The sequence below is a fragment of the Labilibacter marinus genome, from assembly GCF_001659685.2.
Taxonomy (GTDB): Bacteria; Bacteroidota; Bacteroidia; order Bacteroidales; family Marinilabiliaceae; genus Saccharicrinis; species Saccharicrinis marinus.
The window spans coordinates 45,124-66,795 of sequence record NZ_LXYE02000010.1 but is presented as its reverse complement, the minus strand read 5'-3'; the positions used below and the strand labels follow the sequence as shown (position 1 = coordinate 66,795).

The 21,672-nt window shown below is 35.3% G+C and carries 13 protein-coding genes and 1 riboswitch; of the genes, 8 read left to right on the top strand and 5 right to left on the bottom strand.

Annotated elements, in window-relative coordinates; all coding sequences use genetic code 11:
• Positions 1 to 27: 27 nt before the first annotated feature.
• The 4 genes from A8L32_RS04550 to A8L32_RS04535 form a co-directional block, all read right to left on the bottom strand.
• A complete protein-coding gene (locus A8L32_RS04550) occupies positions 28 to 2,796 on the bottom strand; it encodes an alpha-amylase family glycosyl hydrolase (RefSeq protein ID WP_066628083.1) in 2,769 nt (922 codons plus the stop codon).
• Between the two features lie 69 nt (positions 2,797 to 2,865).
• On the bottom strand, positions 2,866 to 4,086 hold the full coding sequence (locus A8L32_RS04545; RefSeq protein WP_075590190.1) for a hypothetical protein: 1,221 nt from the start codon (positions 4,084 to 4,086) through the stop codon (positions 2,866 to 2,868).
• A 50-nt stretch (positions 4,087 to 4,136) separates the two neighbouring features.
• Positions 4,137 to 5,615: a RagB/SusD family nutrient uptake outer membrane protein gene (locus tag A8L32_RS04540; protein WP_066628061.1), complete on the bottom strand. Its 1,479-nt coding sequence runs from the start codon at positions 5,613 to 5,615 to the stop codon at positions 4,137 to 4,139.
• Positions 5,616 to 5,650: 35 nt separating this feature from the next.
• Positions 5,651 to 8,608, bottom strand: coding sequence for a SusC/RagA family TonB-linked outer membrane protein (locus tag A8L32_RS04535; RefSeq protein WP_066628057.1), 2,958 nt, complete (start codon positions 8,606 to 8,608; stop codon positions 5,651 to 5,653).
• A gap of 446 nt (positions 8,609 to 9,054) precedes the next feature.
• Here A8L32_RS04535 and A8L32_RS04530 point away from each other — a divergent pair, with 446 nt between their 5' ends.
• From A8L32_RS04530 to A8L32_RS04495, 7 genes are all read left to right on the top strand, one after another.
• Positions 9,055 to 10,080 (top strand): LacI family DNA-binding transcriptional regulator, encoded by a 1,026-nt coding sequence (locus A8L32_RS04530; RefSeq protein WP_066628054.1) that lies wholly within the window; start codon positions 9,055 to 9,057, stop codon positions 10,078 to 10,080.
• A gap of 661 nt (positions 10,081 to 10,741) precedes the next feature.
• Positions 10,742 to 12,142, top strand: coding sequence for an MFS transporter (locus A8L32_RS04520; RefSeq protein ID WP_066628048.1), 1,401 nt, complete (start codon positions 10,742 to 10,744; stop codon positions 12,140 to 12,142).
• A gap of 88 nt (positions 12,143 to 12,230) precedes the next feature.
• Positions 12,231 to 12,887, top strand: a complete 657-nt coding sequence (pgmB, locus tag A8L32_RS04515; RefSeq protein ID WP_066628046.1) for a beta-phosphoglucomutase — start codon at positions 12,231 to 12,233, stop codon at positions 12,885 to 12,887.
• Between the two features lie 29 nt (positions 12,888 to 12,916).
• Entirely contained in the window at positions 12,917 to 15,223 is a 2,307-nt protein-coding gene (locus A8L32_RS04510) for a family 65 glycosyl hydrolase domain-containing protein (protein WP_066628042.1), read from the top strand.
• Positions 15,224 to 15,365: 142 nt separating this feature from the next.
• Positions 15,366 to 17,207 carry a glycoside hydrolase family 13 protein gene (locus A8L32_RS04505; RefSeq protein WP_066628040.1) on the top strand — a complete coding sequence of 614 codons (1,842 nt, stop codon included), beginning with the start codon at positions 15,366 to 15,368 and terminating at the stop codon, positions 17,205 to 17,207.
• A 147-nt stretch (positions 17,208 to 17,354) separates the two neighbouring features.
• The gene (locus tag A8L32_RS04500) at positions 17,355 to 18,344 is read left to right on the top strand and encodes a hypothetical protein (protein WP_143525018.1); all 990 of its coding nucleotides are present in this window, start codon (positions 17,355 to 17,357) and stop codon (positions 18,342 to 18,344) included.
• Between the two features lie 184 nt (positions 18,345 to 18,528).
• On the top strand, positions 18,529 to 19,521 hold the full coding sequence (locus tag A8L32_RS04495) for a hypothetical protein (protein ID WP_066628036.1): 993 nt from the start codon (positions 18,529 to 18,531) through the stop codon (positions 19,519 to 19,521).
• Positions 19,522 to 19,588: 67 nt separating this feature from the next.
• Here A8L32_RS04495 and A8L32_RS04490 read toward each other — a convergent pair whose 3' ends face one another.
• Positions 19,589 to 19,801 carry a cysteine-rich CWC family protein gene (locus tag A8L32_RS04490; protein ID WP_066628032.1) on the bottom strand — a complete coding sequence of 71 codons (213 nt, stop codon included), beginning with the start codon at positions 19,799 to 19,801 and terminating at the stop codon, positions 19,589 to 19,591.
• 92 nt (positions 19,802 to 19,893) lie between these two features.
• Positions 19,894 to 20,086, bottom strand: a riboswitch (cobalamin riboswitch).
• 107 nt (positions 20,087 to 20,193) lie between these two features.
• Between A8L32_RS04490 and A8L32_RS04485 the strand changes: the two genes are divergently transcribed.
• Complete coding sequence (locus A8L32_RS04485) at positions 20,194 to 21,672, top strand: bifunctional metallophosphatase/5'-nucleotidase (protein WP_066628029.1); 1,479 nt, start codon at positions 20,194 to 20,196, stop codon at positions 21,670 to 21,672.

Below are 21,672 nucleotides of genomic sequence, written 5' to 3'. Positions count from 1 at the left end.
ACCTCACTATTAAAATACAAATCTATTTTACTGCTTAATAAACTTCAGCACTTTATATCCATTATCGTCTCCTATCAAATGAATCAAGTACATACCTGCACTATATTCACTTACATCAATTACATCCTCAGAATTCCTTATTTCTTTATCAAGAAGTGTTACTCCTGTAATAGAAGTCACCTTAAGTTTTGTAAAAGGATTATCTCCTGAATACACCTTTAAAATATCCTTAACAGGATTAGGAGCAACGCGAGCATTATCAAAATAAGTAGGATCGCCAATGCTAGTATGCGGAACGAAGCCTTTTAATTTCTTTTGAGTCAATAAAGCGAACTCTCCAGGATTTAAAGCAAATGTTTGATTTAAATCACTTACATTAATACTATCGCCTTTAAAATGATTATACCAATACCCAGTAGAACTGAAATTAGGAGCAATTGACTTTTCAACCACATCAAAATTACCTACCAATCTAACATCAGAATCTGGATAGTTTAGTTCAATACGTTTGGTATAAGAAGATACTTGCATATCAAAATCAGCAGTTGCAAATACAGGTTCTTCTTTTTTTAAGTCGATAATTCGGCTGTAAGTCTCGTATAAATCCATTCGGTTGTCATCCTCCATATAATCCCAGCGCACAGGCTTCTTCCCTGTACGACAATCGTCATTATCTGAATCAATGCAATAATTGATACTATAATCATAACCCAACTCACCAAATTGCCAAATCATTTTTGGCCCAGGAATGGTCATTAAAAATACAGCAGCAGCTTCTTTTCTGTTTAATCCTGTTTTTAATACCTTGGTATCATAACTTCCATCTGAATTACCATATTCTTTCGTCTTATACATCACTCTCTCCTCATCATGACTCTCCATATAAGAAATCACATGCGGGTTATCCCATCCTCGCTCTTTATAGGATGTCCATGAAAAATTGGAACTGTAACCCATAACGGCTTCGGTAAAATCGTGATTGCTATTACCCCACATTAATATACCATGATTAGCTAGTTCTTTTTCTTCAGAATTATCTGCCAAATGCTCAAAAGAAATTATAGCATCAGATTTCACTTGCCATATATAATTTGACATGCGTGTTAGAATATCAATTCGATCTTTATTGTAAGCACTTGCCCAATCACCAACAGGATAACTTGTGTTGGTAAATCCTTTAGTAAAATCAAATCTAAATCCATCAATCTTATACTCCTTTAACCAATAAGCATTAATAGAATCTACTAATGCCTGAGTTTCAACACTCTCGTGATTAAAATCATAACCCCACTGCGCAGCAGGTTCTAGCATATTATGTTCTCTATTATACCATGGATTATTACTAGCTGGCTTTCCATCTTCCAGATACATACGAGCAAACGGCGATTGACCAAATGAATGATTTAACACGATATCCATTATAACAGCCATACCGTTTTGGTGGCAAACATCAACAAATTCCTTATAATCATTAGCCGTTCCATATGCTTTATCCGAAGCAAAATAAAAAGATGGATTATAACCCCAACTGTCGTTTCCTTCAAATTCATTAAAAGGCATCAACTCAATGGCATTTACACCTAAAGTTTTTAAATAATTAATTGAATCTGTTACCGTTTTAATATCTCCATTATCCGTAAAATCTCGAACATGCAATTCGTAAATTACTAATTCACTAACATCTGGGTTTTCAAAATTCTCGATGACCCATTCGTATTGGACTTCGTTAATTTTAAAAACAGATGCAACATGCTCCGTTTTATCGCTTGGATATACTTTTAAATTAGGATAAACACTTTCTGGAATCCATTTATCATCTGGATCTAATGTTTTTGTGGTGTATGGATCCGCAATTCTAATTTCTCCATCAATTAAAAACTGAAAAGCATATTCTACATCTTTATTTAAAGAATTAATGGTCAACCAAAAGTTGTCACCATCTTTTTTCATCAGGTAATCATTTGAAGGCTCCCAATTATTAAATTCCCCAATAACATGGACAAATTCCTTACTTGGAGCAAACAGAACCATAGTGACAGATTGATTGTCTATATTATTAACTCCTCGTTTTAATCCATCTGGTATTGTTTCATTAATAACATCTTCTCTTACAAAAAACTTAGCTATAGTATCAATCGATTCTGATACACCTTTACTTGCTACTGCCTTTATAATATAATCCCCTGCAGAAACTCCTTCCACAGTATAACTTAAAGTTTGATCTGTAGTTGATGCTACCGATACTTCATTAATAAATAATTCCAGTTTATCATTTAATAAAGCATCCGCTCTTATTTCTACATCCTGACCTTGTTCATACAAACTACCATTTAAAGGTTTACTAATAGCTACAGATAAAGCCTCTTCCGAAACATTAATAAAAATATCTTTATTGCCCACATCTTTACCTTCTTTCGAGTTATCCGCACTCCTAAAGACAAAAGCCATTCTTAAAACCTTTTCTCCATCTGCAACTCCATAGTATTCTTTTACATCAGGAGAAATAGATAAAGTATAAACATTAGCGGATACTCTATTCATTTTATACTTTACATCATTATCTCCCCATGAAGGAGCATATTTCCATTCTCCATCACTTTTATCAGTGATTACTCCTGTATGAGCATATATATCTCCAGTATAATCTTTTAGCCCCTGATTTCCTTGGTCGGCATAAAACGAAATTTCAACGTTATCAGTTTCAATTGGTAAGGTAGGATTTGATGTTATTACTTGGGAGATAGAGTTTAAAGAAGTAACAAAAGAAATCAAGATAATAAAGTAAAAAATCCTCATTTGTATATATTTTAAGTAAAAAAAGCCACCGGGTTCCGGTGGCTTAAGAAATTATGTATTCTTAATTTATTATGGTTGCGACTCAACAATGGTTACCACCATTGTATCAGAATTATCAGCATCTATAGTTAAAGTGATATCATAAGTTCCTTCAGTTGTCACAGATAAGTTACCATCAACATCTGCAACCTTATCACTACTATTTTCCGTATCCACTTGTGCAAAACCTGCATTTGAAGCATTAGCATCTTGTGCTCTCACTTTAAAACCTGCATCTTTTACTAATTTAATTCCAGTCCATGTATAAGTATACATTTCTTGATCCTTAGCTGGTAAACCAGAATTATCAGCTAAAACAACTTTACCCCAAGTCCAAGTCGGGTCATCTTCAGCTGTTGGGTTATCAGCACTAACACCATCACCTACAGCATCCCACTTTACAGCAGTCCAATCTGTATTTACAAGGTCTCCTGTTTTAACAATAGTAGCGCTATACCCTTTTCCTAACTCCCAAGTTAAAGTTAACGTAAAATAGCCTGCTTCATCATTAACTATATTATCAGCACCTGCCTCTAAAGCATCTAAAGCACCTCCTAAGTTACAATTTACAGCAACGCCTTCTTTTCCATCTGAAGTAACCGTAGTGTAATCTAAAAACACTTTCCACCCATTGGAATAACGGAACTTCCAATCTGACTTCTTAATTGGCTCTTCCTCAATAGTCCAAGTCATTTTTTCTTTTCCGAATGTACCTTCAGTAAACTGAACGCTAGATCCCCAACCTTCTGCCCATGCAGAACCAATGGCACCCCACTCAGCTTTAGTAAAACCAACTTTCATTGTTTCCTTATCTAAAAAAATATGGTACATTCCACTTTCTGCAACACTAAATTCGGCACCTCCATCGGTTAGAGTACCTCTCCAAATATTCTCTGCTGGTTGGTCTGCATTTTCTCCTTCTGCAGTTTTATCAACTGCAGCTATATCATCAGAACCATAATTCATAGTTGAAGCACCTGACACCTCTTTAATAGTAAATGTAGTACCTCCTTCTATAGGCATATAAATCTCCATCAGCGAAGGGCGGTCGGTATCCATATCATTTTCATTAGAGGCTTTAGTAAATTTACCTTTACTTGAAGGCGCATCTACTGCAGATCCTGCTGCAATTAAATATACACCATCTTCAACTAAAGGCTCATCTGGGCCTTTATCACCATCATCATCACTACAAGCTGTAAATACAACTGCGAATGCCATTAAAAAGGCAAAAAATTTAAACATTTTCATAATATTCATTTTTAAAGATAATTTAGTCTATTTATTAATAACTCCTTATATTACAAATTTGGGTTCGCATCAGTGGCCCACTTAGGAATTGGGAAAATTGTTCTAGCAGCACTTGATCCAGTTTTTTCCCACCAATCTTTAGTAAAATCGCCCCAACGAATTAAATCCTGACGTCGATGACCTTCTGCAAACATTTCTCTTCCTCGTTCTTTTTTAAACTCCTCCTCTGTTAATTCTTCCAAAGCATATTCAGACATACCAGCTCTTAATCGTATCGGATTAATATATGTTAATGGATCCCCAGTTACGCCATGCATAAGAATAAGTTCTGTTTTCATCAACATAAAATCAGTTAATCTAAATACAACAAAATCATTACTTAAATTCTCCAAAGCGCCATTCTTAATCTCATATTTAGAGATACGTGCTCCAGAGTTTTTAACCTCATCTGTTGTACCTGAAGCAGGAATTAATATACTTGAAATTTCAGGAGATAACACCAACGGCTTACCATCATACACAATTTCCGTGCCATCACTTTTAAATTGTGGCCCATAAATCAAGTAAGCATCTTTACGAAGATCTGCATCCTCATAAAAATCAAAGAAATCAGGCTGACAAGCTCCACCATTCCATGGCCCTACATTCATATCGTAAGTTTGGTTTGATGAATAATGTAAAGTACGCATATGAATACGAAAACCTTCCGCAGTATTTTCATCGAAGTTGATGGTAAAGATATTCTCTCTAGATCCTTCATTATTTGTTAAAAATGGATCTGATACATTAGAATCAATTGAATAAGGTCCTGCTAAAACAGAATCAACATACTGATCTGCCTTATCCCACATGGCCGTCTTGGTATATACTTCTGCATTCATATAAAGCTTAGCTAATATTGCATTAGCGAAATGCTTAGTTGCTAAATATTTATTATTCTTATCACTTAAAAGTGGAGAATCTGCAATAAGTTGAGTAGTTAAGTTCTCAAATATCTCAGCTCTAGCGATTTTTTCTGGAAACTCAGGTGCATCAAGAGCAGATTCCAGATATGGTGCATCTCCATAATTATCCATTAATAAATAGTAATAAAAAGACCTTACTGTTCTAACTTCTGCTTGCTTAGCGAGAATTAATTCATTTTGATCATACTGACTTAATTGATCAAGTATTTGGTTACTTATTGTGATACCTTGCCAAAAGTGGTCCCACATACTATTAACCGCGTCTACATCGTTACTCCATTTATGCTGATGAAGGATACGCCATTTTCCACCATCATCCCAATCTGTTCCTCTAGTTGGAAAACAGATTTCATCTGATGTAACAATTTGGGTTAGATACCACCAAGCCCAATCATCTACAAGATTATAAAAAGTCTTATATGCTGGAACAGTTAAAGTAGCTACCTGCGAATCATTTTCAGGATACTTCTCTGCAGGAATCTTGTCATACACCTCTTCTCTTAAATCAGTACATGAACTGATAAGTATAGACAATAAAGTTATGTTAAATATAATTTTCTTCATCTTGAATCGTTTTTTTAATAACCAATAATTTTTGTTTAGAATGTAGCACTTACTCCAAACGCAAATGACCTCGTTTTAGGGTAAACGTTATATTGGTCAATACCAAATGCAACTCCGTCTAAACTAGCTTCTGGGTCAACACCCGAATATCCTGTCACAACAAATAAGTTATTACCTGAGAGTGTAAACCTTACGTTTTCAAGCCACCCATCATTTTTAGGCCTTAAGTTGTACCCAAGAGCTAAATAGTCCAACCTTATAAACGATGCATCCTCAACATAAATATCTGCAACTGCAGGACCTGTTGTTCTTCCTAATTGAGCCCAATCTTTAGCTTCTGGCAAGGCATTTAAACCTCCTAATAAAGATGGGTCATCAAAAAACATAGTAGTAGCATTATAAACCTCATTACCTATCATTGAGCGGAATGTAAAATCAAGTGTCCAATTCTTCCTATAGGTCAAACTGTTGGACCAACCAAACTCCACATCAGGAAGAGGGCTTCCTGCAACATATCTTTGGGCATCACTAAGTTCTGAAGTTACACCACCAGTACTAGATGTGTAAAGAAACTTTCCTTCATCGTTTAACCCTCTATACTCTGGCAAATAGAATGAACCAAGTGCCTCATCAACAATAACTCCTGTTACATAATTATTGTTACCAATTAAGCCTCGCCCACTTAAGAAACCTTCTTTTCTTATTCCGTCATCAGGAGCATACTCACCAAGCTCTAACATAACCTGTTTGTTATGCGAAACATTAAAATTTGTTTTCCACTGAAAATCTTTAGTATCTATAATAAAATATTGAAGGTTTAATTCAACTCCCGAGTTTTGTAATTCTCCAGAATTAGCAAATGTTGTTTGGGCTAAATTTGGAGGAACCGGCACTTGGTAAGCTCCTAAAAGATCTGTTGTCTTTTTATAATAGTACTCAAATGAACCGCTCAAGCGACTATTAAACATTGCAAAATCAAACCCCACATTAGTCTCAGCTGTTGTTTCCCACTTAAGGTCTGGATTAGAATTCCATGCTGGACGGAAACTTAACACAGGAAGACCCGTTTCAGGGTTTGTAACAAGCCCATCTGTTTGATACAAAATCTGGCTCCTATACTCTCCAATATTTTGGTTCCCAGAAACTCCATAACTCACCCTTAACTTTAAGTTATCTAACCAATCAATTGTCTGCATAAATTCTTCTTGACTTAAAGTCCATCCCCCTGCTAAGGTTGGAAATACCCCCCATCTATTATTCTCACCAAACTTCGTAGAACCATCTGCCCTAACAGAAGCTGACAAATAGTATTTATGCTTATAATTATACTGAGCTCTACCAAAATATCCTATTAAACGAGACATTCCTCTCCAAGAACCAACATCTCCATAATTAACGAGTTGCATTCCTCCCAAATTATCAGCTCCCATATGAGGAGAAGCAGGATTACTACCTTGCGCATAAAATCCATTATAATTAGTCTCTTGCCAAGAATAACCTCCAATGGCATTTAAGTTATGGTCCGCATTAAATGTTTTTACATAATTCAGCGTAGCTTCAATTAAACTTTTACTGGTATTATCATACCCTTTTCTTGCATATCCATCATTTGGTTGTGAATAAACATCCATTGGACGAAAATATGTACTTTCAGAATCGTCTCTTGTATATCCTAAATTTACCGATCCTTTTAGTCCTTCCGCAAAATCATAATCCGCTTTAAAATTCCCGAAGTATCTTTTGGCATCCCTTAAATTATCAATATTATCAATTACAGAAAGTGGATTCTCATAGTTAAATTCTCTATCCGTTTGATAATATGATCCATCTTCATTATAAACTGGATCTGTTGGGTTTCTTGAATAAGCTTGATATAGAATATCATCCTTATCATAGCCATCATAACTTTCATAGTCGTTAGACTCAATAGTCATCGATAAACTAGCAGACAGAGTTAGTTTATCTTCTAGCCCTTTATGCATTAAGTTAACTTTTCCAATCGTACGCTCCTTACCCGTTCCTTTCATAACCCCTTCCCAGTTGGTATTAGTTAATGAAGCATAATAGGTACTCTTATCATTACCTCCAGAGAAGTTGACATTATAATTATGAGTCATGCCAGTTCGGAAGATTTCATCTTGCCAATCCGTAGAAGCTCCTCCATCCAAAGATTCCTGACCTGTACTAACATAATGACTACGCATTTCTGTGGCAGAAAGCATATCCAATCGATTAGCAACATTATCCATAGACCAAGACATATTAACATTAACCGTACTATTATCTATAGAACCTCGTTTGGTGGTGATAATAACGACTCCATTGGCTCCTTGTGAACCATAAATTGCAGTAGAGGCTGCGTCTTTTAACACATTAAAAGTTTCGATATCTTCAGGAGCAACCGTTGTTGGATCAACACCAGGAACACCATCAATAACATAAAGAGGTTGAGTGTTTGAATCAAATCCAGATGCACCTCTAATCTTTACAGAGAAACCTCCATTTGGGTCACCTCCAGTTTTGGTTACAGAAACCCCTGCAGTCTTACCTTGAATGGATTGCACCGGATCCTGAATAGCACCGCGCACTAGCTCTTCAGATGTAACCTGAGCAACCGCTCCCGTTTTATCTTCTTTGCGTTGCACTCCATACCCAATAATAACAACCTCATCCATGCCAATCACTTCAGATTCTAAGGCTATATTGATTGTTGTTTGATCTTCCAAAGTAACTTCCTGAGTTGTGTAACCTATAAAAGAATAGAATAATATATCGCCTTTATTTGCATTTATATTATATGTACCATCTATCATGGTAATAGTACCCGAAGTAGTATTTTTAATTGCTACCGTTACTCCAGGAAGCGGTTCTCCATCACTGGCATCTGTAATAATTCCAGTAATTGTCATTTCCTGAGCTGACATATGGCTTGCCATCAAAAGCAAACCAGTCAGAACGAAAACAACTTTATTAAAACGAAATAACTTAATCATAAAACCAAAGATTTAACAGTTTAAAACTTGTTTAACTTTTTAAATAATAAATTGTAGATTTTAAATTTTGGACTTAATTCAATAAACCAGTATAACACCTTGTTTCCAACTAGCTTACTCATTAATGGACGACACAAATCTATAACAATTCAACATCACTTTTAAACATTTGTTAACATTGAGAAGGTGATTGTTGACACTTTTTAACGCAAACGTTTGCGGAGTCGTTTGCGATTACGATTGCAAAATATCTATATGTTGTATAACATATTTTGAACATATCAATTATCTGTTCAAAACAATCCATTTTACCCCTATCAACCAACATTTTGTTAATTAAAATCTAAATAGAAGAGTTATTATACTCGTATATTATGTATTTATTGTATTTTTAAATATTGCAATTGGAGCATTACATCAATAATATCATAGCACACACTATATAAATGGCATCACATCAAGTTACTATTAAGGATATTGCTAAAATACTAGGCATCTCTGCCTCAACTGTTTCTAGAGCATTAAAGGATCATCCAGACATCAGTCCTAAAACCAAAAAAATGGTTCAAGCCTTTGCTGCCAAAGTACATTACAGGCCTAATGCATTGGCTTTAAATTTGCGCAGGAGTAAAACCAACACAATTGGTATTATAATACCTGAAATTGTACACCACTTTTTTTCTTCAGTACTAGCGGGTATAGATAAAGTTGCTTATGCCGCTGGGTATAATGTAATGATATGCCAATCGAACGAAGATTATGATAGAGAAGTAAGTGATGCACAGGCCTTACTTGATAACAGAGTAGATGGTATATTGATGTCATTAAGCAAAACCACCACTAACTTTGACCATATAAATGGCCTGATAGATAATGGTGTGCCAGTCGTATTTTTCGACAGAGCACCCGAAGGAATTTCTGCTGACAGAGTGGTAATAGATGATTATGTAGGAGCCAAAATTGCTACACATCATTTAATATCTATTGGTTGTAAAAAAATACTTCATTTAGCAGGCCCTCAACATTTAGCCATTGGAAAAAGAAGAAAGGAAGGATACGAATCGGCTCTAAATGAAATAGGAATTGATTTTAACCCTGATTACCTGATAAAGTGTGATACCAGAGACGAAGTATTTGCCAATGCAGGTAAAATATTAACTATGGCCAATGAAATTGATGGTATTTTTGCGGTTAACGATTCTACGGCCATCGCGGCCATGCAAGTTTTAATGAAAAATGGTATTAAAATTCCTGACCATATAGCAGTTATTGGTTTTGGAGATGGTCCCAATGCAACCATTGCTTATCCTCCACTTTCTACAGTAGAGCAAAAAGGAATTGAAATGGGTAAAGAAGCTATTCAATTATTAATTAACCAAATTGAAAACGAAGAAGAGACCTACACACCTCAAACAAAAGTATTAACTCCAGTTTTAAGAATTAGAGAATCTACTGCAAAATTTAAAGATTAATTTAACTCTTTAGTATCAAGGTCAGATTTTTCACTACTACTGCAATAGTACAACTTGTTATAATGAACGCTCACATATTGGGCGTTCTTTATATTATATATTAGAAAACCGCAAAGCACCCAGAAGTTCCTAGTTATTGTGAAGCGAGGTAGTGGTTCATATATAAATAATTACAAGCTACAACCCTAGTCAAGGTTTTTAAGTACCGTACAAAACTCTAAGTCTGTACCCCAATTAAATTGTTTTGATACCGATTTAAACACATTATTTCTCTAAAAAATGAGAGCAAGTGGGTATTTTGCAAACGGTTGCAGAAGCCAGTCAATAATTTTTTTCATTTTTTTTACTCAAAAGAAGCTATATTCTGCAAACGGTTGCAAACTGGCATTTAAGCAACAAGCACTCTCATTTACAAGCCTCAAGCAAAAATTACTATTAGGTAAATTTGCTTGCAATAGTGTATCTTTACATTAGATTTTAAATCACTGGACACGATTTAATAACATATACATAACACCACTATATTTCCTAATCAGGAATTATTGTTTTATTTACTCTCGCTGGATAAACAAATCGGGGTTGATAGCATTTATCATTTATTCCCACGATTTTCGTCTCTATTTTATTGGAGATACTTAATTATCATATAATTATTTTGAATATGAAGAAAATGCCTCGATTATCCTTTTGGCAAATCTGGAATTTAAGTTTCGGTTTCCTAGGAATACAAATGGGTTTTGCCTTACAGAGCGCTAACGTAAGCCGTATTTTATCAAACCTAGGAGCGGACCTCCATGCTTTACCTTTATTTTGGATTGCTGCTCCCGCCATGGGACTAATTGTACAGCCCATTGTTGGATCAGCAAGTGATAAAACATGGAATAAGTTGGGTCGAAGAAAACCATATATACTGGGTGGAGCAATTATTGCTGCTTTATCCATGTTTTTAATGCCTAACGCGTCAATTGTTGTTGCCGTTATGCCTGTACTTCTTTTCGGACTGCTGATGTTTGCATTAATGGATGGCTCTTTTAATATCACTATGCAGCCATTTAGAGCTTTGGTAGCAGACATGACTCCTTCTGAACAAAGAAACCTGGGTTACTCAACTCAAAGCTTTTTAATTAACGCAGGAGCCGTAATTGGTTCAATTCTACCATTTGTACTAACTAATTCTTTAAAAATTTCCAATACTGCTCCAACAGGTCAAGTACCTCCGTCAGTAATATGGTCATTTTACATAGGAGGTGCTGTATTGTTACTATCTGTAATTTGGACAGTCTTCAAAACAAAAGAATATCCCCCTGAAGAATATGCGGAATACAAAGGACTAGATGCAAATGCAGAAGTAGAACCTAAGTACAAAGGTTTTTGGGGATTCTTTAGATTGTTAAAAATTACTCCAAAAACAATGATCCAGCTAGCCATTGTTCAATTCTTCAGTTGGTTTGCCTTATACTTAATGTGGGTATATATGACACCTGCTGTTTCTCAACACGTTTGGGGTTGTGAGATTGGAGATAGTTCATCGCAGGCTGCACAAGATGCTGGTGATTGGATTGGTATTTTATTTGCGGGCTATAGCTTGTTTGCGGCAATATTCTCAATTTTCATGACTAAAATCGCTAATAAAATCGGTCGTAAGACAGTATATAGTGTAGCTCTATTTATAGGAGGCTTAGCATATATATCAAGCTTCTTTTTTAAAGGAGGAGATATTGTTCACTTAAACCTTCTCTTCACTCAAGTAGATGTTCCAACTGGTGCAATATTTTGGATGATACCAATGCTTGGCGTTGGTATAGCTTGGGCTGCTATTCTAGCTATGCCTTATGCTATTCTATCCGATTCACTGCCAGCTGATAAAATGGGTGTTTTCATGGGGGTATTTAATTTCACGATAGCAGGACCTCAAATACTAAGTGGCCTAGTTGCTGGCTCCATTCTTAAACACTTCTTCGGAGGTGAGGCAATATTTATGATCATAATTGCAGGAGTAAGTATGCTTTTAGGTGCAGTCTCCGTATTCTTTGTAAAGTCCGAAGAAAAAGTAGAAGCCTAATACCAATTACAATTCAATACTACCAGATTTTTAAACAGGTGGTTTTAAAATATCATTTTATTGAAGAATCAATATTAAAAAAAACAAAATGGGAAAAGTAAAAGCATGTCTTTTCGATTTAGATGGGGTAATTGTAGATACAGCAAAGTATCATTACATAGCGTGGAAAGAGTTAGCAAACGAAATGGGGTTTGATTTTACCCTTGAAGATAACGAAAGACTAAAAGGAGTTAGCAGAATGACTTCTTTAGATATACTACTTTCAATTGGACAGGTTGAAAAGAGTGAAGAAGAAAAAGTAGCCTTAGCTACCAAAAAGAACGAAAATTACTTGACATATATTCTAAAAATGGGACCTGAAGAAATACTTCCTGGAACCAAAGAGTTTTTAGAACTATTACAAAAAGAAAATATAAAAATTGCGCTTGGTTCGGCCAGTAAAAACGCAATGTTGATTCTTGAGCGATTAAAATTGACATCATATTTTGAGGCTATTATTGATGGAACCAGCGTTGCAAAAGCAAAACCTGATCCTGAAGTATTTATTAAAGGTGCAGAAGCATTGGGCGTACAAGCAGAAGATTGTGTGGTTTTTGAAGATGCAGAAGCAGGAGTGGAAGCTGCTTTAGCAGGAGGCATGAAGTGCGTAGGTATTGGTAAAGAGGATGTGTTAGGTAAAGCACATTTAGTTGTGGATGGTTTGCATAAAATGAGTATGCAAAAACTTGGTCTGTTAAACGACTAATCATTTGTAATTGAAAAAAAGAAATTAAAATGAAAGAATATCTTAAACATGACGAATGGAGTGTGATCGAAGAAGGTTTCGATCCTAACAATCACGAAGCATCAGAAAGTATCTTTAGTATTGGTAATGGCAAAATGGGACAGCGTGCCAACTTCGAAGAAAAATACTCAGGTCCTAGTTTACAAGGTAGTTATGTTGCTGGTGTATATTACCCAGACAAAACTAGAGTAGGTTGGTGGAAAAATGGGTATCCAGAATATTTTGCTAAAGTTCTTAACTCTCCAAATTGGATTGGTATTGATGTTACAATTGATGGTATTGAGTTAGACTTAAGCCAATGCGAAGTAGCTAATTTTGTGCGTACCTTAAATATGCAAGAAGGCTATTTAGAAAGAGAATTTAACGCTACTTTAGCGGGGAACAAACAAATTCATGTTAAAGCCAAACGTTTTGTAAGTATGGCTGACACAGAAAATGGTGCTATCCGTTACGAAGTTACACCAAAGAATTTTTCTGGTGCAATTAGCTTCACGCCATATATTGATGGAGACATCGAAAATGAAGATTCAAACTACGATGAGAAGTTTTGGAATGTGCTTGATGTAGATGCAGCTCAAGGTTCTGCTTATTTAGAATGTCAAACTAAAAAATCAGATTTCCGTTGTGGTTTTGCTATCAAGTACCATTTACTATTGGATGGCAAACAAGTACAAGCGAAGCCTGAAGTTATTCAATTAGCTAAATGGGCTGGTAATAAAGTGGAAACTGAAGTTAAAGAAGGACAAACTGCTACTATCGAAAAATTTGCTGGGGTAGTTTCATCTTTAAACTATGCAGATGGTGAGTTAAAGAGTAACGCTGAAGAGTTAGCTTCTTATGCTGCTCATAAAGGTTTCGACCAGCTTTTTGCCGATCACAAAAAACAATGGGCTGAAAAGTGGGTTCACAGTGATGTTAAAATTAAAGGTGATGTAGCTGCACAACAGGCTATTCGTTTTAACATTTTTCATCTGAACCAAACATACACAGGAGAAGACGAAAGATTAAACGTTGGTCCTAAAGGATTTACTGGAGAAAAATATGGAGGTACCACATATTGGGATACCGAAGCATATTGTATTCCTTTTTTCCTGATGACTTCTCCAAAGGAAGTTACTCGCCAGCTTTTAGTATATAGATATAAGCATCTACAAAAAGCGATTGAAAATGCGCAAAAGTTAGGTTTTACTGATGGTGCAGCATTATACCCAATGGTAACCGCCAATGGTGAAGAGTGTCATAATGAGTGGGAAATTACATTTGAAGAAATTCACCGTAATGGCGCCATTGCATATGCTATTCATAATTACATCCGCCATACAGGCGATAAAAAATACTTGGAAGAGTACGGTATTGAAGTACTTGTAGGTATTTCCCGTTTTTGGAGTCAGAGAATTACCTTCTCTGAGGCTCGCCAAAAGTATGTGATGCTAGGTGTTACTGGTCCTAATGAATACGAAAACAACATTAACAACAACTGGTATACGAATAAAATGGCTACTTGGTGTTTAAAATATACCAAGGAAGCATTAGAGCATGTTAAAGCCAGCAACCCTGCCAGATATGATGAGTTAGTTAGCAAGCTTTCGTTCAAAGCTGAAGAAACTACTCGTTGGGTTGATATAGTTGATAAAATGCACTTTCCATACAATGAGGAGCTGCAAGTATTTATGCAACAAGATGGTTTTATGGATAAAGAGCAGGTTATGGCAGATGACCTTGATCCAGCTCAACGTCCAATAAACCAGCACTGGTCTTGGGATAGAATTCTTCGTTCTAACTTTATAAAACAAGCAGACACCTTACAAGGTATGTATGTGCTAGAGGAAGAGTTTTCTAAAGAAGAAATTGAGAGAAACTTCAATTTTTACGAACCAAGAACCGTGCATGAATCTTCATTATCTCCTTGTGTTCATTCCATCTTAGCTACTAAAATTGGTAGGGTTGAGAAAGCTTATGAGATGTATTTAAGAACATCGCGTTTAGATTTAGATGATTATAATGCAGAGGTTCATGAAGGCTTGCATATTACCAGTATGGCAGGAACATGGATGAGTATTGTTGAAGGTTTTGGAGGTAAAAGAGCCTATAATGAGAAGCTGTATTTAAGCCCAGACATTCCAAAGGAATGGGATGAATATGCTTTCCGTATTACATTTAAAGGAAACGACTTGGAGGTAAGGGTAACTACTCAAGAAGTAGAAATTTTATCTCATGCCAAAGAAACCATTGAATTATACGTTTACGACGAATTAGTGACTGTTGAAGCTAATCAGTCAAAGACTATTTCCCGATAAATTTCGATTTGGATACAAAAGCCTTCTTGCCATAACGGTAAGGAGGTTTTTTGTTTTATGCATATAACCCAATAAAATATTTTCAAGTCTCGCTTAAAGTATTCGTTTAAGAATCCTTAATTTTAGATTCGATTTAGGATATATGGAAACTTCGGATAAAGCAGCAAAGAATGATTGCCAAAATAATTTAATTAAAAGAATTGAACCTCCCAATTGGTGGGTGGGCATGGATTCGGAAGAGTTGCAGTTAATGATTTATGGAAAAGAAATTGCATCCCTTGATCTCGCTATAGCCCACCCTTCTATACAAGTCCGTAAAGTATCTAAAGTAGAAAACTCCAATTACTTATTTATTGATTTACTTCTTCCACACACCTTAGAAGAAACGGAATTTACCATCCATTTTTCACAGAATAACAAGCTTGTTCATACCCATATATATCCTTTATTAAAGCGAAAAGATGATTCTGCCAACAGGCAAGGCTTTGATTCTGGCGATGCCATCTATCTTTTAATGCCCGACCGCTTTTCAAATGGTAACCCTAAAATAGACCAAGTCGACGGAATGCTTGAATCGGTCGATCGAAAAGCTCCACACGGAAGACATGGAGGCGATTTGCAAGGCATTAGTAATCATCTTGATTACATACAAGAGATGGGTTTTACTTCTATCTGGTTAAATCCAGTATTGGAGAATAATCAGGAACATTCTTCCTACCATGGTTATGCCATTACCGATTTTTATACTATAGACCCACGCTTTGGGACAAATAAGGAATTCAAAGAACTCAGCCAAGAATGCCATAAACGCGGGTTAAAAATGATTATGGATATGGTCTTTAACCATTGTGGTAGTAATCACTGGTGGATGCATGATCTGCCCATGTTTAGCTGGATTAACCAATGGGAGGAATTTACACGCTCTAATTATCGTTTATCTACCATCTCTGACCCATACGTAGCTAAAGCAGATAAAGATTTATCCGTAAAAGGTTGGTTCGATACACATATGCCGGACCTAAACTTGGAAAATAAATTCCTGCTGACCTATATGATTCAAAATAGTATTTGGTGGATTGAATATGCAGGGCTTCAAGGCATACGGATGGACACTTTCCCATATCCCGATCAGCATGGAATGGCTATTTGGGCACAACGTATTTTAAAGGAATATCCCAACTTCAATATTGTAGGAGAATCATGGATTAACGAAGCCTCTAAACTGTGTTACTGGCAAAAGGACTTTCCAAATCAAGATGGCTACAACTCTTATCTTCCTAGCTTAATGGACTTCCCTATGCAACAAGCCATCAGACACGCTTTTAACGAAGAAGAAAGTTGGAGCACAGGTTTAGTACGTTTATACAACACGTTAGCAGATGACCACCTTTATCCAAACCCGATGAATATGGTCGTTTTCCCCGATAATCATGATGAAGGAAGAATACTCCATATGCTCGATAATAATACCTATAAACTTAAAATGGCCTTGACGTATGTGCTAACCACTCGTGGTATCCCTCAAATATATTATGGCACCGAGTTGCTGATGAATGGTAACGGTTTAGAGGGCCACGATAAAATACGACTCGACTTTCCTGGAGGATGGAAAAGTGACAGTATAAATGGATTTAGAAAACAAGGTAGAAGCAAAGAGCAAAACCAAATATTTAATCATATTAAAAAGCTCTTAAACTATCGAAAAAAATCTAATGCCCTTAGATATGGCAAAACCCTACACTTTATCCCTGAAGATGGAATATACATTTATTTTAGATTTTCAAACACTGAAACAGTGATGGTTGTGTTAAACAATAATACGACTGGTAAGAGTACCATTCTACTGAATAGATTTAAAGAAATATTAGGCCAATATAGGTATGGAACCAATATTCTTACAGGGCGAAAAATTCAATCACTAGACAAAGTTACAGCGAAAGCTAAAAGTGTATTAGTTATAGAACTAACATCAAAACCTCAATAAAATAGCATGTCTTAAAATATATTTTACTCAAAAAATACGTGTACAAAACAAATAAATAACTATCCATCAAAATAAGATTGACACTTATCTATGAATTGGCCAACTTGCATGCATAAACTAGAACACAAAATAAATAAACCTATTGTTATGAAATGTAATTTTAACTATGTATGGTCAATTGCAATATTATTTATTGCATTTACTTCATGTGAGAGTAATGAAGAAATAGAAGAGATAGCTCAAGAAGCGGTTACCTTGAAGAGTGCCCAAGTTGATCATTGGACTTATATGGCTGAAGATAATTGGTATTATTCAGTTGACAAAATAGATATTAATTATTGCGACGCAGCGGACACCTACCCATTTTTTGATGCTGCACAAGCTTCAATCAAAAATGACGAGGACTTTCTTTATATTGATTTACAAGCCAATGAAGGCTGGAAATTAAGACTTCTTTCATTTAACATTTTTAGTGATGGCGAGGAGCTAAGTAGAGACTATGAAAACTTTCCTTACCAAATGGAATTCTCGAGAGAATCAGATACAAAGCAAGCCAAATTCAAAGTGCCATTCAATGGTGAATGGTCTAATTGCTTCAAGGTTAACATTAAAATTGAAGCTTATAATGAAGAATTAAAAAAATGGCAAAGTTGGTGGTTAACTTCTGATAATCTAAGCGGATACAACTACTACCTGGATTACTGCTGGAAAGACTGCAAAGTATGTGAACCTCAAAACATAGGAGACATTAAAGCATACAGAAAATATGATCTAGGAGATATCATTGTCTGGGAAGACGAAGAAAACTTCTACGTTAAGTATAATGTTGAAGAATCATATGAACTAAAAAGCACTATTTTTTACATTGGTGATTACAAAAAATTGTATAGCTCAAAAAGAGGTAGATGCAACCATAATAAGCTAGTGTTTTCTATGAAAGATTTTGACAATGGAGTTTTAACTGTTCCTCTTGCTGAATTAGAAACTATTAAAAAGAATACAAATGGGTGTTATCCTATTTTCGCATACGGAAGCATTTCAAAAGAAAAATCTGATGAAGAAAAGAAATGTCGAAGAAGATATAGAAGCTATGGACAAAGATGGTGGATTTCTTCCCAATATTGTCCTTGTGATTAGAGTTATTACTGATCTAATATTAAAACCCAAAAGAGCTTTATAATTATAGCTCTTTTGGGTTTTAATATGTAAGGTTTCTGTTCTTTCAGTGTAAACAATAACATAAATCAGGTCGTCTATCAAAAATAAATTGACATTAATCTTTAAAAAGGGCAATTTGCATTTATAACTAAAAATAAAAGTCATGAAGAAGTTAGGAAAATATCTTTTCGTTTTTGCAATAGTTGTAATCGGATTTACATCTTGTACACAAAGCGATGTAGTAGAAGAATTAAATGTAGAAGCAAACCTAAAAAGTGGTCATCTAGATCATTGGACCCACATGACAGACTTTGATTGGTATTATTCCATGAACCAAACTAATATTGATATATGTGGAGAAAAAGATGTATACCCTTTCTTTGATGCTGCAATGGTATCAATTATGAATGATGAAAACTACATTTATATTCATGTTAAGGTAGAAGATGGATGGAAACTTAGGTTAATCTCTTTAAACCTATTTAACGAAGGAGATGAATTGAGTAGGGATTACGAAAATTTTCCTTATCAAATGGAATTCACTCGTGACTCTGACACTAAACTTACAACCTTTAAAATCCCTAAAGGAGAATGGTCAGATTGCATTAAACTTAACGTAAAAATAAGAGCTTATAATGAGGCTTTAAAAAAATGGGCAAGCTGGTGGCTTACTTCAGATAATGAAACAGGATACAACTATTACTTAGACTACTGCTGGAAAGAATGCAACCCTTGTCCGCCTCAAAAAATTGGAGATATTGTAGCTGCTCAACACCATAATGTTGGAGACTTGGTTGTATGGGAAGATGATGAATATCTGTATATCAACTATGATTTAGAAGAAGGTTTTAACCTTGATGAAGCACATGTATATGTTGGTTGTATTGATAAGATGCCAGCCACTAAAAATGGAAATCCTAAAAACGGTAATTTCCCCTATCATATAGATGACTTTAACGGTAATGTACTGATGATTCCTCTTGCTGATCTAGAAGACGTTTGTAAAGATGCTAATGGATGTTGGCCAATTGCTGCTCACGGGGTTGTTTCTAAAACAATGGGCAACAAAACATGGAGTGAAACATCTTGGAGTACAGGAACTAAGTTTGATGCAAAAAGATGGGGATGGTATAGTACTTATTGTCCTTGCGAATAATCTCAATTAACAACTATATACTAGAGGGTGTCAATGATTGGCACCCTCTTTTGTTTACTCAAAACGGTTAATGCGAACAGCATTCTTTTTGTGCTACTAATTTGCTTGAGAACATAGCTGCTACTTCACGCAAACAAATATTACATAAACAATCTTTGTACTTCTCTGCCAGGTACTTTTGAGCCTCACCCGATACAGGTACATAAATACAATGGCACTCAAAAATCTCATCATTTCTACAATTAAATGCCTGACTGCATTTAGGACATTCTTTAATCATTTCACTTGTGTTTAAGTAATTAGTAAATAAACACCAATGCCAATAAAAGATTAGCTTCTAACGAAGTAACTTTGCTTTTATTCCCGAAAACATTGATTCTACAATCACTGGCAGGTCTTCTGACTTATCCTTGATTTTAAGGCCTTCCCGTTAACACAGTGGCTTAGTATTTAAAATCATTTTATAGGACTTACAGCAGCGGGTACTGTTGCCGAATTACACGGCATTCCCTTTTCATTTTATCATGCGAATGCATTATAAAACACCAGATACGGCAAAATTATAATTAATTATTAAATAACATCACTTTGTTAATCTATTCTTGACATTCTACATATTTATATCCTTGCGCAAAGTATTACATTTGTAAGATCAAAGCTAAAACTAATTCCATGCAAATATTTAAATTAAAGAATACTCTTCACACGCTATTATTACTTGCTGTAGTATTTGTATTTAGCGCTTGTAATAAAGAAGATAACTCATCTCCTGCCCCAACACCTGCTGATAAAAAAGAAGACATTAATGAAAGTATTGTCATTCTGCATATAAATGATGTACATGGTAACATAGATGCATTTCCGCAAATGGCTGCATTTATAAATGGAGTTAAGGATACTTGCGAAAATGTATTTGTGCTCTGCGCTGGAGACGTATTTAGCGGCAATCCGATGGTAGATATGCATTTGGATAAAGGCTATCCTATGATTGACCTAATGAATAAGATAAATGTGGACTTGGCAGTAATTGGCAACCACGAATTCGATTATGGTCAAACCATCCTTAATCAGCGCATTGCTCAAGCAGAATTTCCGTTTATTTGCGCAAATATAGATGCCACATCTGGCATTTTAAATCAACCAGAGGCCTATAAAGTATTAAAGTCGAAAGAAGGTTTTGAAATAGTAACACTGGGGTTAATTGAAACAGGAACTAAAGTTGAAGAAAAGTATATTCCATCTACCCATCCTGATAAAGTATTAGGCTGTGAGTTTCCATATTATAAAACAGAAATTAAAAAATACACCCATCTTAAAGAAAAGGATAATTTATTTATCATATTATCTCATTTAGGAATAGGGTCGGATGAAACACTGGCCAATGATAATCCTGAAATTGATTTAATTATTGGAGGACACTCGCATGCCACAGTGCATCAACCACAAATATTTAACAATGCCTTGGTATGTCAAGCAGGATCTAACGGAAAGCATATCGGCGTTGTACATATTCAAGTAAAAAACAAAGCGGTAGTTAGTAAAAATGCTTACCTAAAAAATATGAATGACTATGGTGAGAAAGATGACGATATTCAAGAAGTAGTAAATGATTACAACAATAACAACAACCCTATTTTATACGAAAAACTAGGAACCGCCACACATCCATTAAACTCAAAAGATGAACTAGGTAGCTTAATGACAGATGCCATCACTTGGAAATATAATGTGGATATTGCTTTTCAAAATTCGGGAGGAATTCGAAATAAATTACCTGAGGGCGATATATTGGCAAAAGATGTATACAAGATTGACCCTTTTGGTAATGAGGTAATAAAATTTACGCTTACTCATAAAGAACTATTTACACTGATAAAAAATAGTCGTATGGGAGATTTAAAACCATCGGGAATGCAAATAGTATATTATCAGAGCGGTTATATTGGCTTAAATGATATGCAAGGGAATCGCTTGGATGTGGATAAAACTTATACGGTTGCTATGAACTCTTATATTGCATCTGCTTATAATTTTGAACATGTGGACTCCGGAGAAAACACAAAAGAAACTTCTGTGCAAGCCCTCATCGATTACATTAAATTTAAGAAGCAAATAGATTATAAAGATGTTATTCGCATATTTAACGAGTAG

Coding starts and splice junctions, on each gene's coding strand:
- A8L32_RS04530 (WP_066628054.1), top strand. CDS start 9,055: ATGGCATCACATCAAGTTACTATTAAGGATATTGCTAAAATACTAGGC.
- A8L32_RS04510 (WP_066628042.1), top strand. CDS start 12,917: ATGAAAGAATATCTTAAACATGACGAATGGAGTGTGATCGAAGAAGGT.
- A8L32_RS04520 (WP_066628048.1), top strand. CDS start 10,742: ATGAAGAAAATGCCTCGATTATCCTTTTGGCAAATCTGGAATTTAAGT.
- A8L32_RS04485 (WP_066628029.1), top strand. CDS start 20,194: ATGCAAATATTTAAATTAAAGAATACTCTTCACACGCTATTATTACTT.
- A8L32_RS04490 (WP_066628032.1), bottom strand. CDS start 19,801: ATGATTAAAGAATGTCCTAAATGCAGTCAGGCATTTAATTGTAGAAAT.
- A8L32_RS04505 (WP_066628040.1), top strand. CDS start 15,366: ATGGAAACTTCGGATAAAGCAGCAAAGAATGATTGCCAAAATAATTTA.
- A8L32_RS04545 (WP_075590190.1), bottom strand. CDS start 4,086: ATGAAAATGTTTAAATTTTTTGCCTTTTTAATGGCATTCGCAGTTGTA.
- A8L32_RS04495 (WP_066628036.1), top strand. CDS start 18,529: ATGAAGAAGTTAGGAAAATATCTTTTCGTTTTTGCAATAGTTGTAATC.
- A8L32_RS04550 (WP_066628083.1), bottom strand. CDS start 2,796: ATGAGGATTTTTTACTTTATTATCTTGATTTCTTTTGTTACTTCTTTA.
- A8L32_RS04500 (WP_143525018.1), top strand. CDS start 17,355: ATGAAATGTAATTTTAACTATGTATGGTCAATTGCAATATTATTTATT.
- A8L32_RS04540 (WP_066628061.1), bottom strand. CDS start 5,615: ATGAAGAAAATTATATTTAACATAACTTTATTGTCTATACTTATCAGT.
- pgmB (WP_066628046.1), top strand. CDS start 12,231: ATGGGAAAAGTAAAAGCATGTCTTTTCGATTTAGATGGGGTAATTGTA.
- A8L32_RS04535 (WP_066628057.1), bottom strand. CDS start 8,608: ATGATTAAGTTATTTCGTTTTAATAAAGTTGTTTTCGTTCTGACTGGT.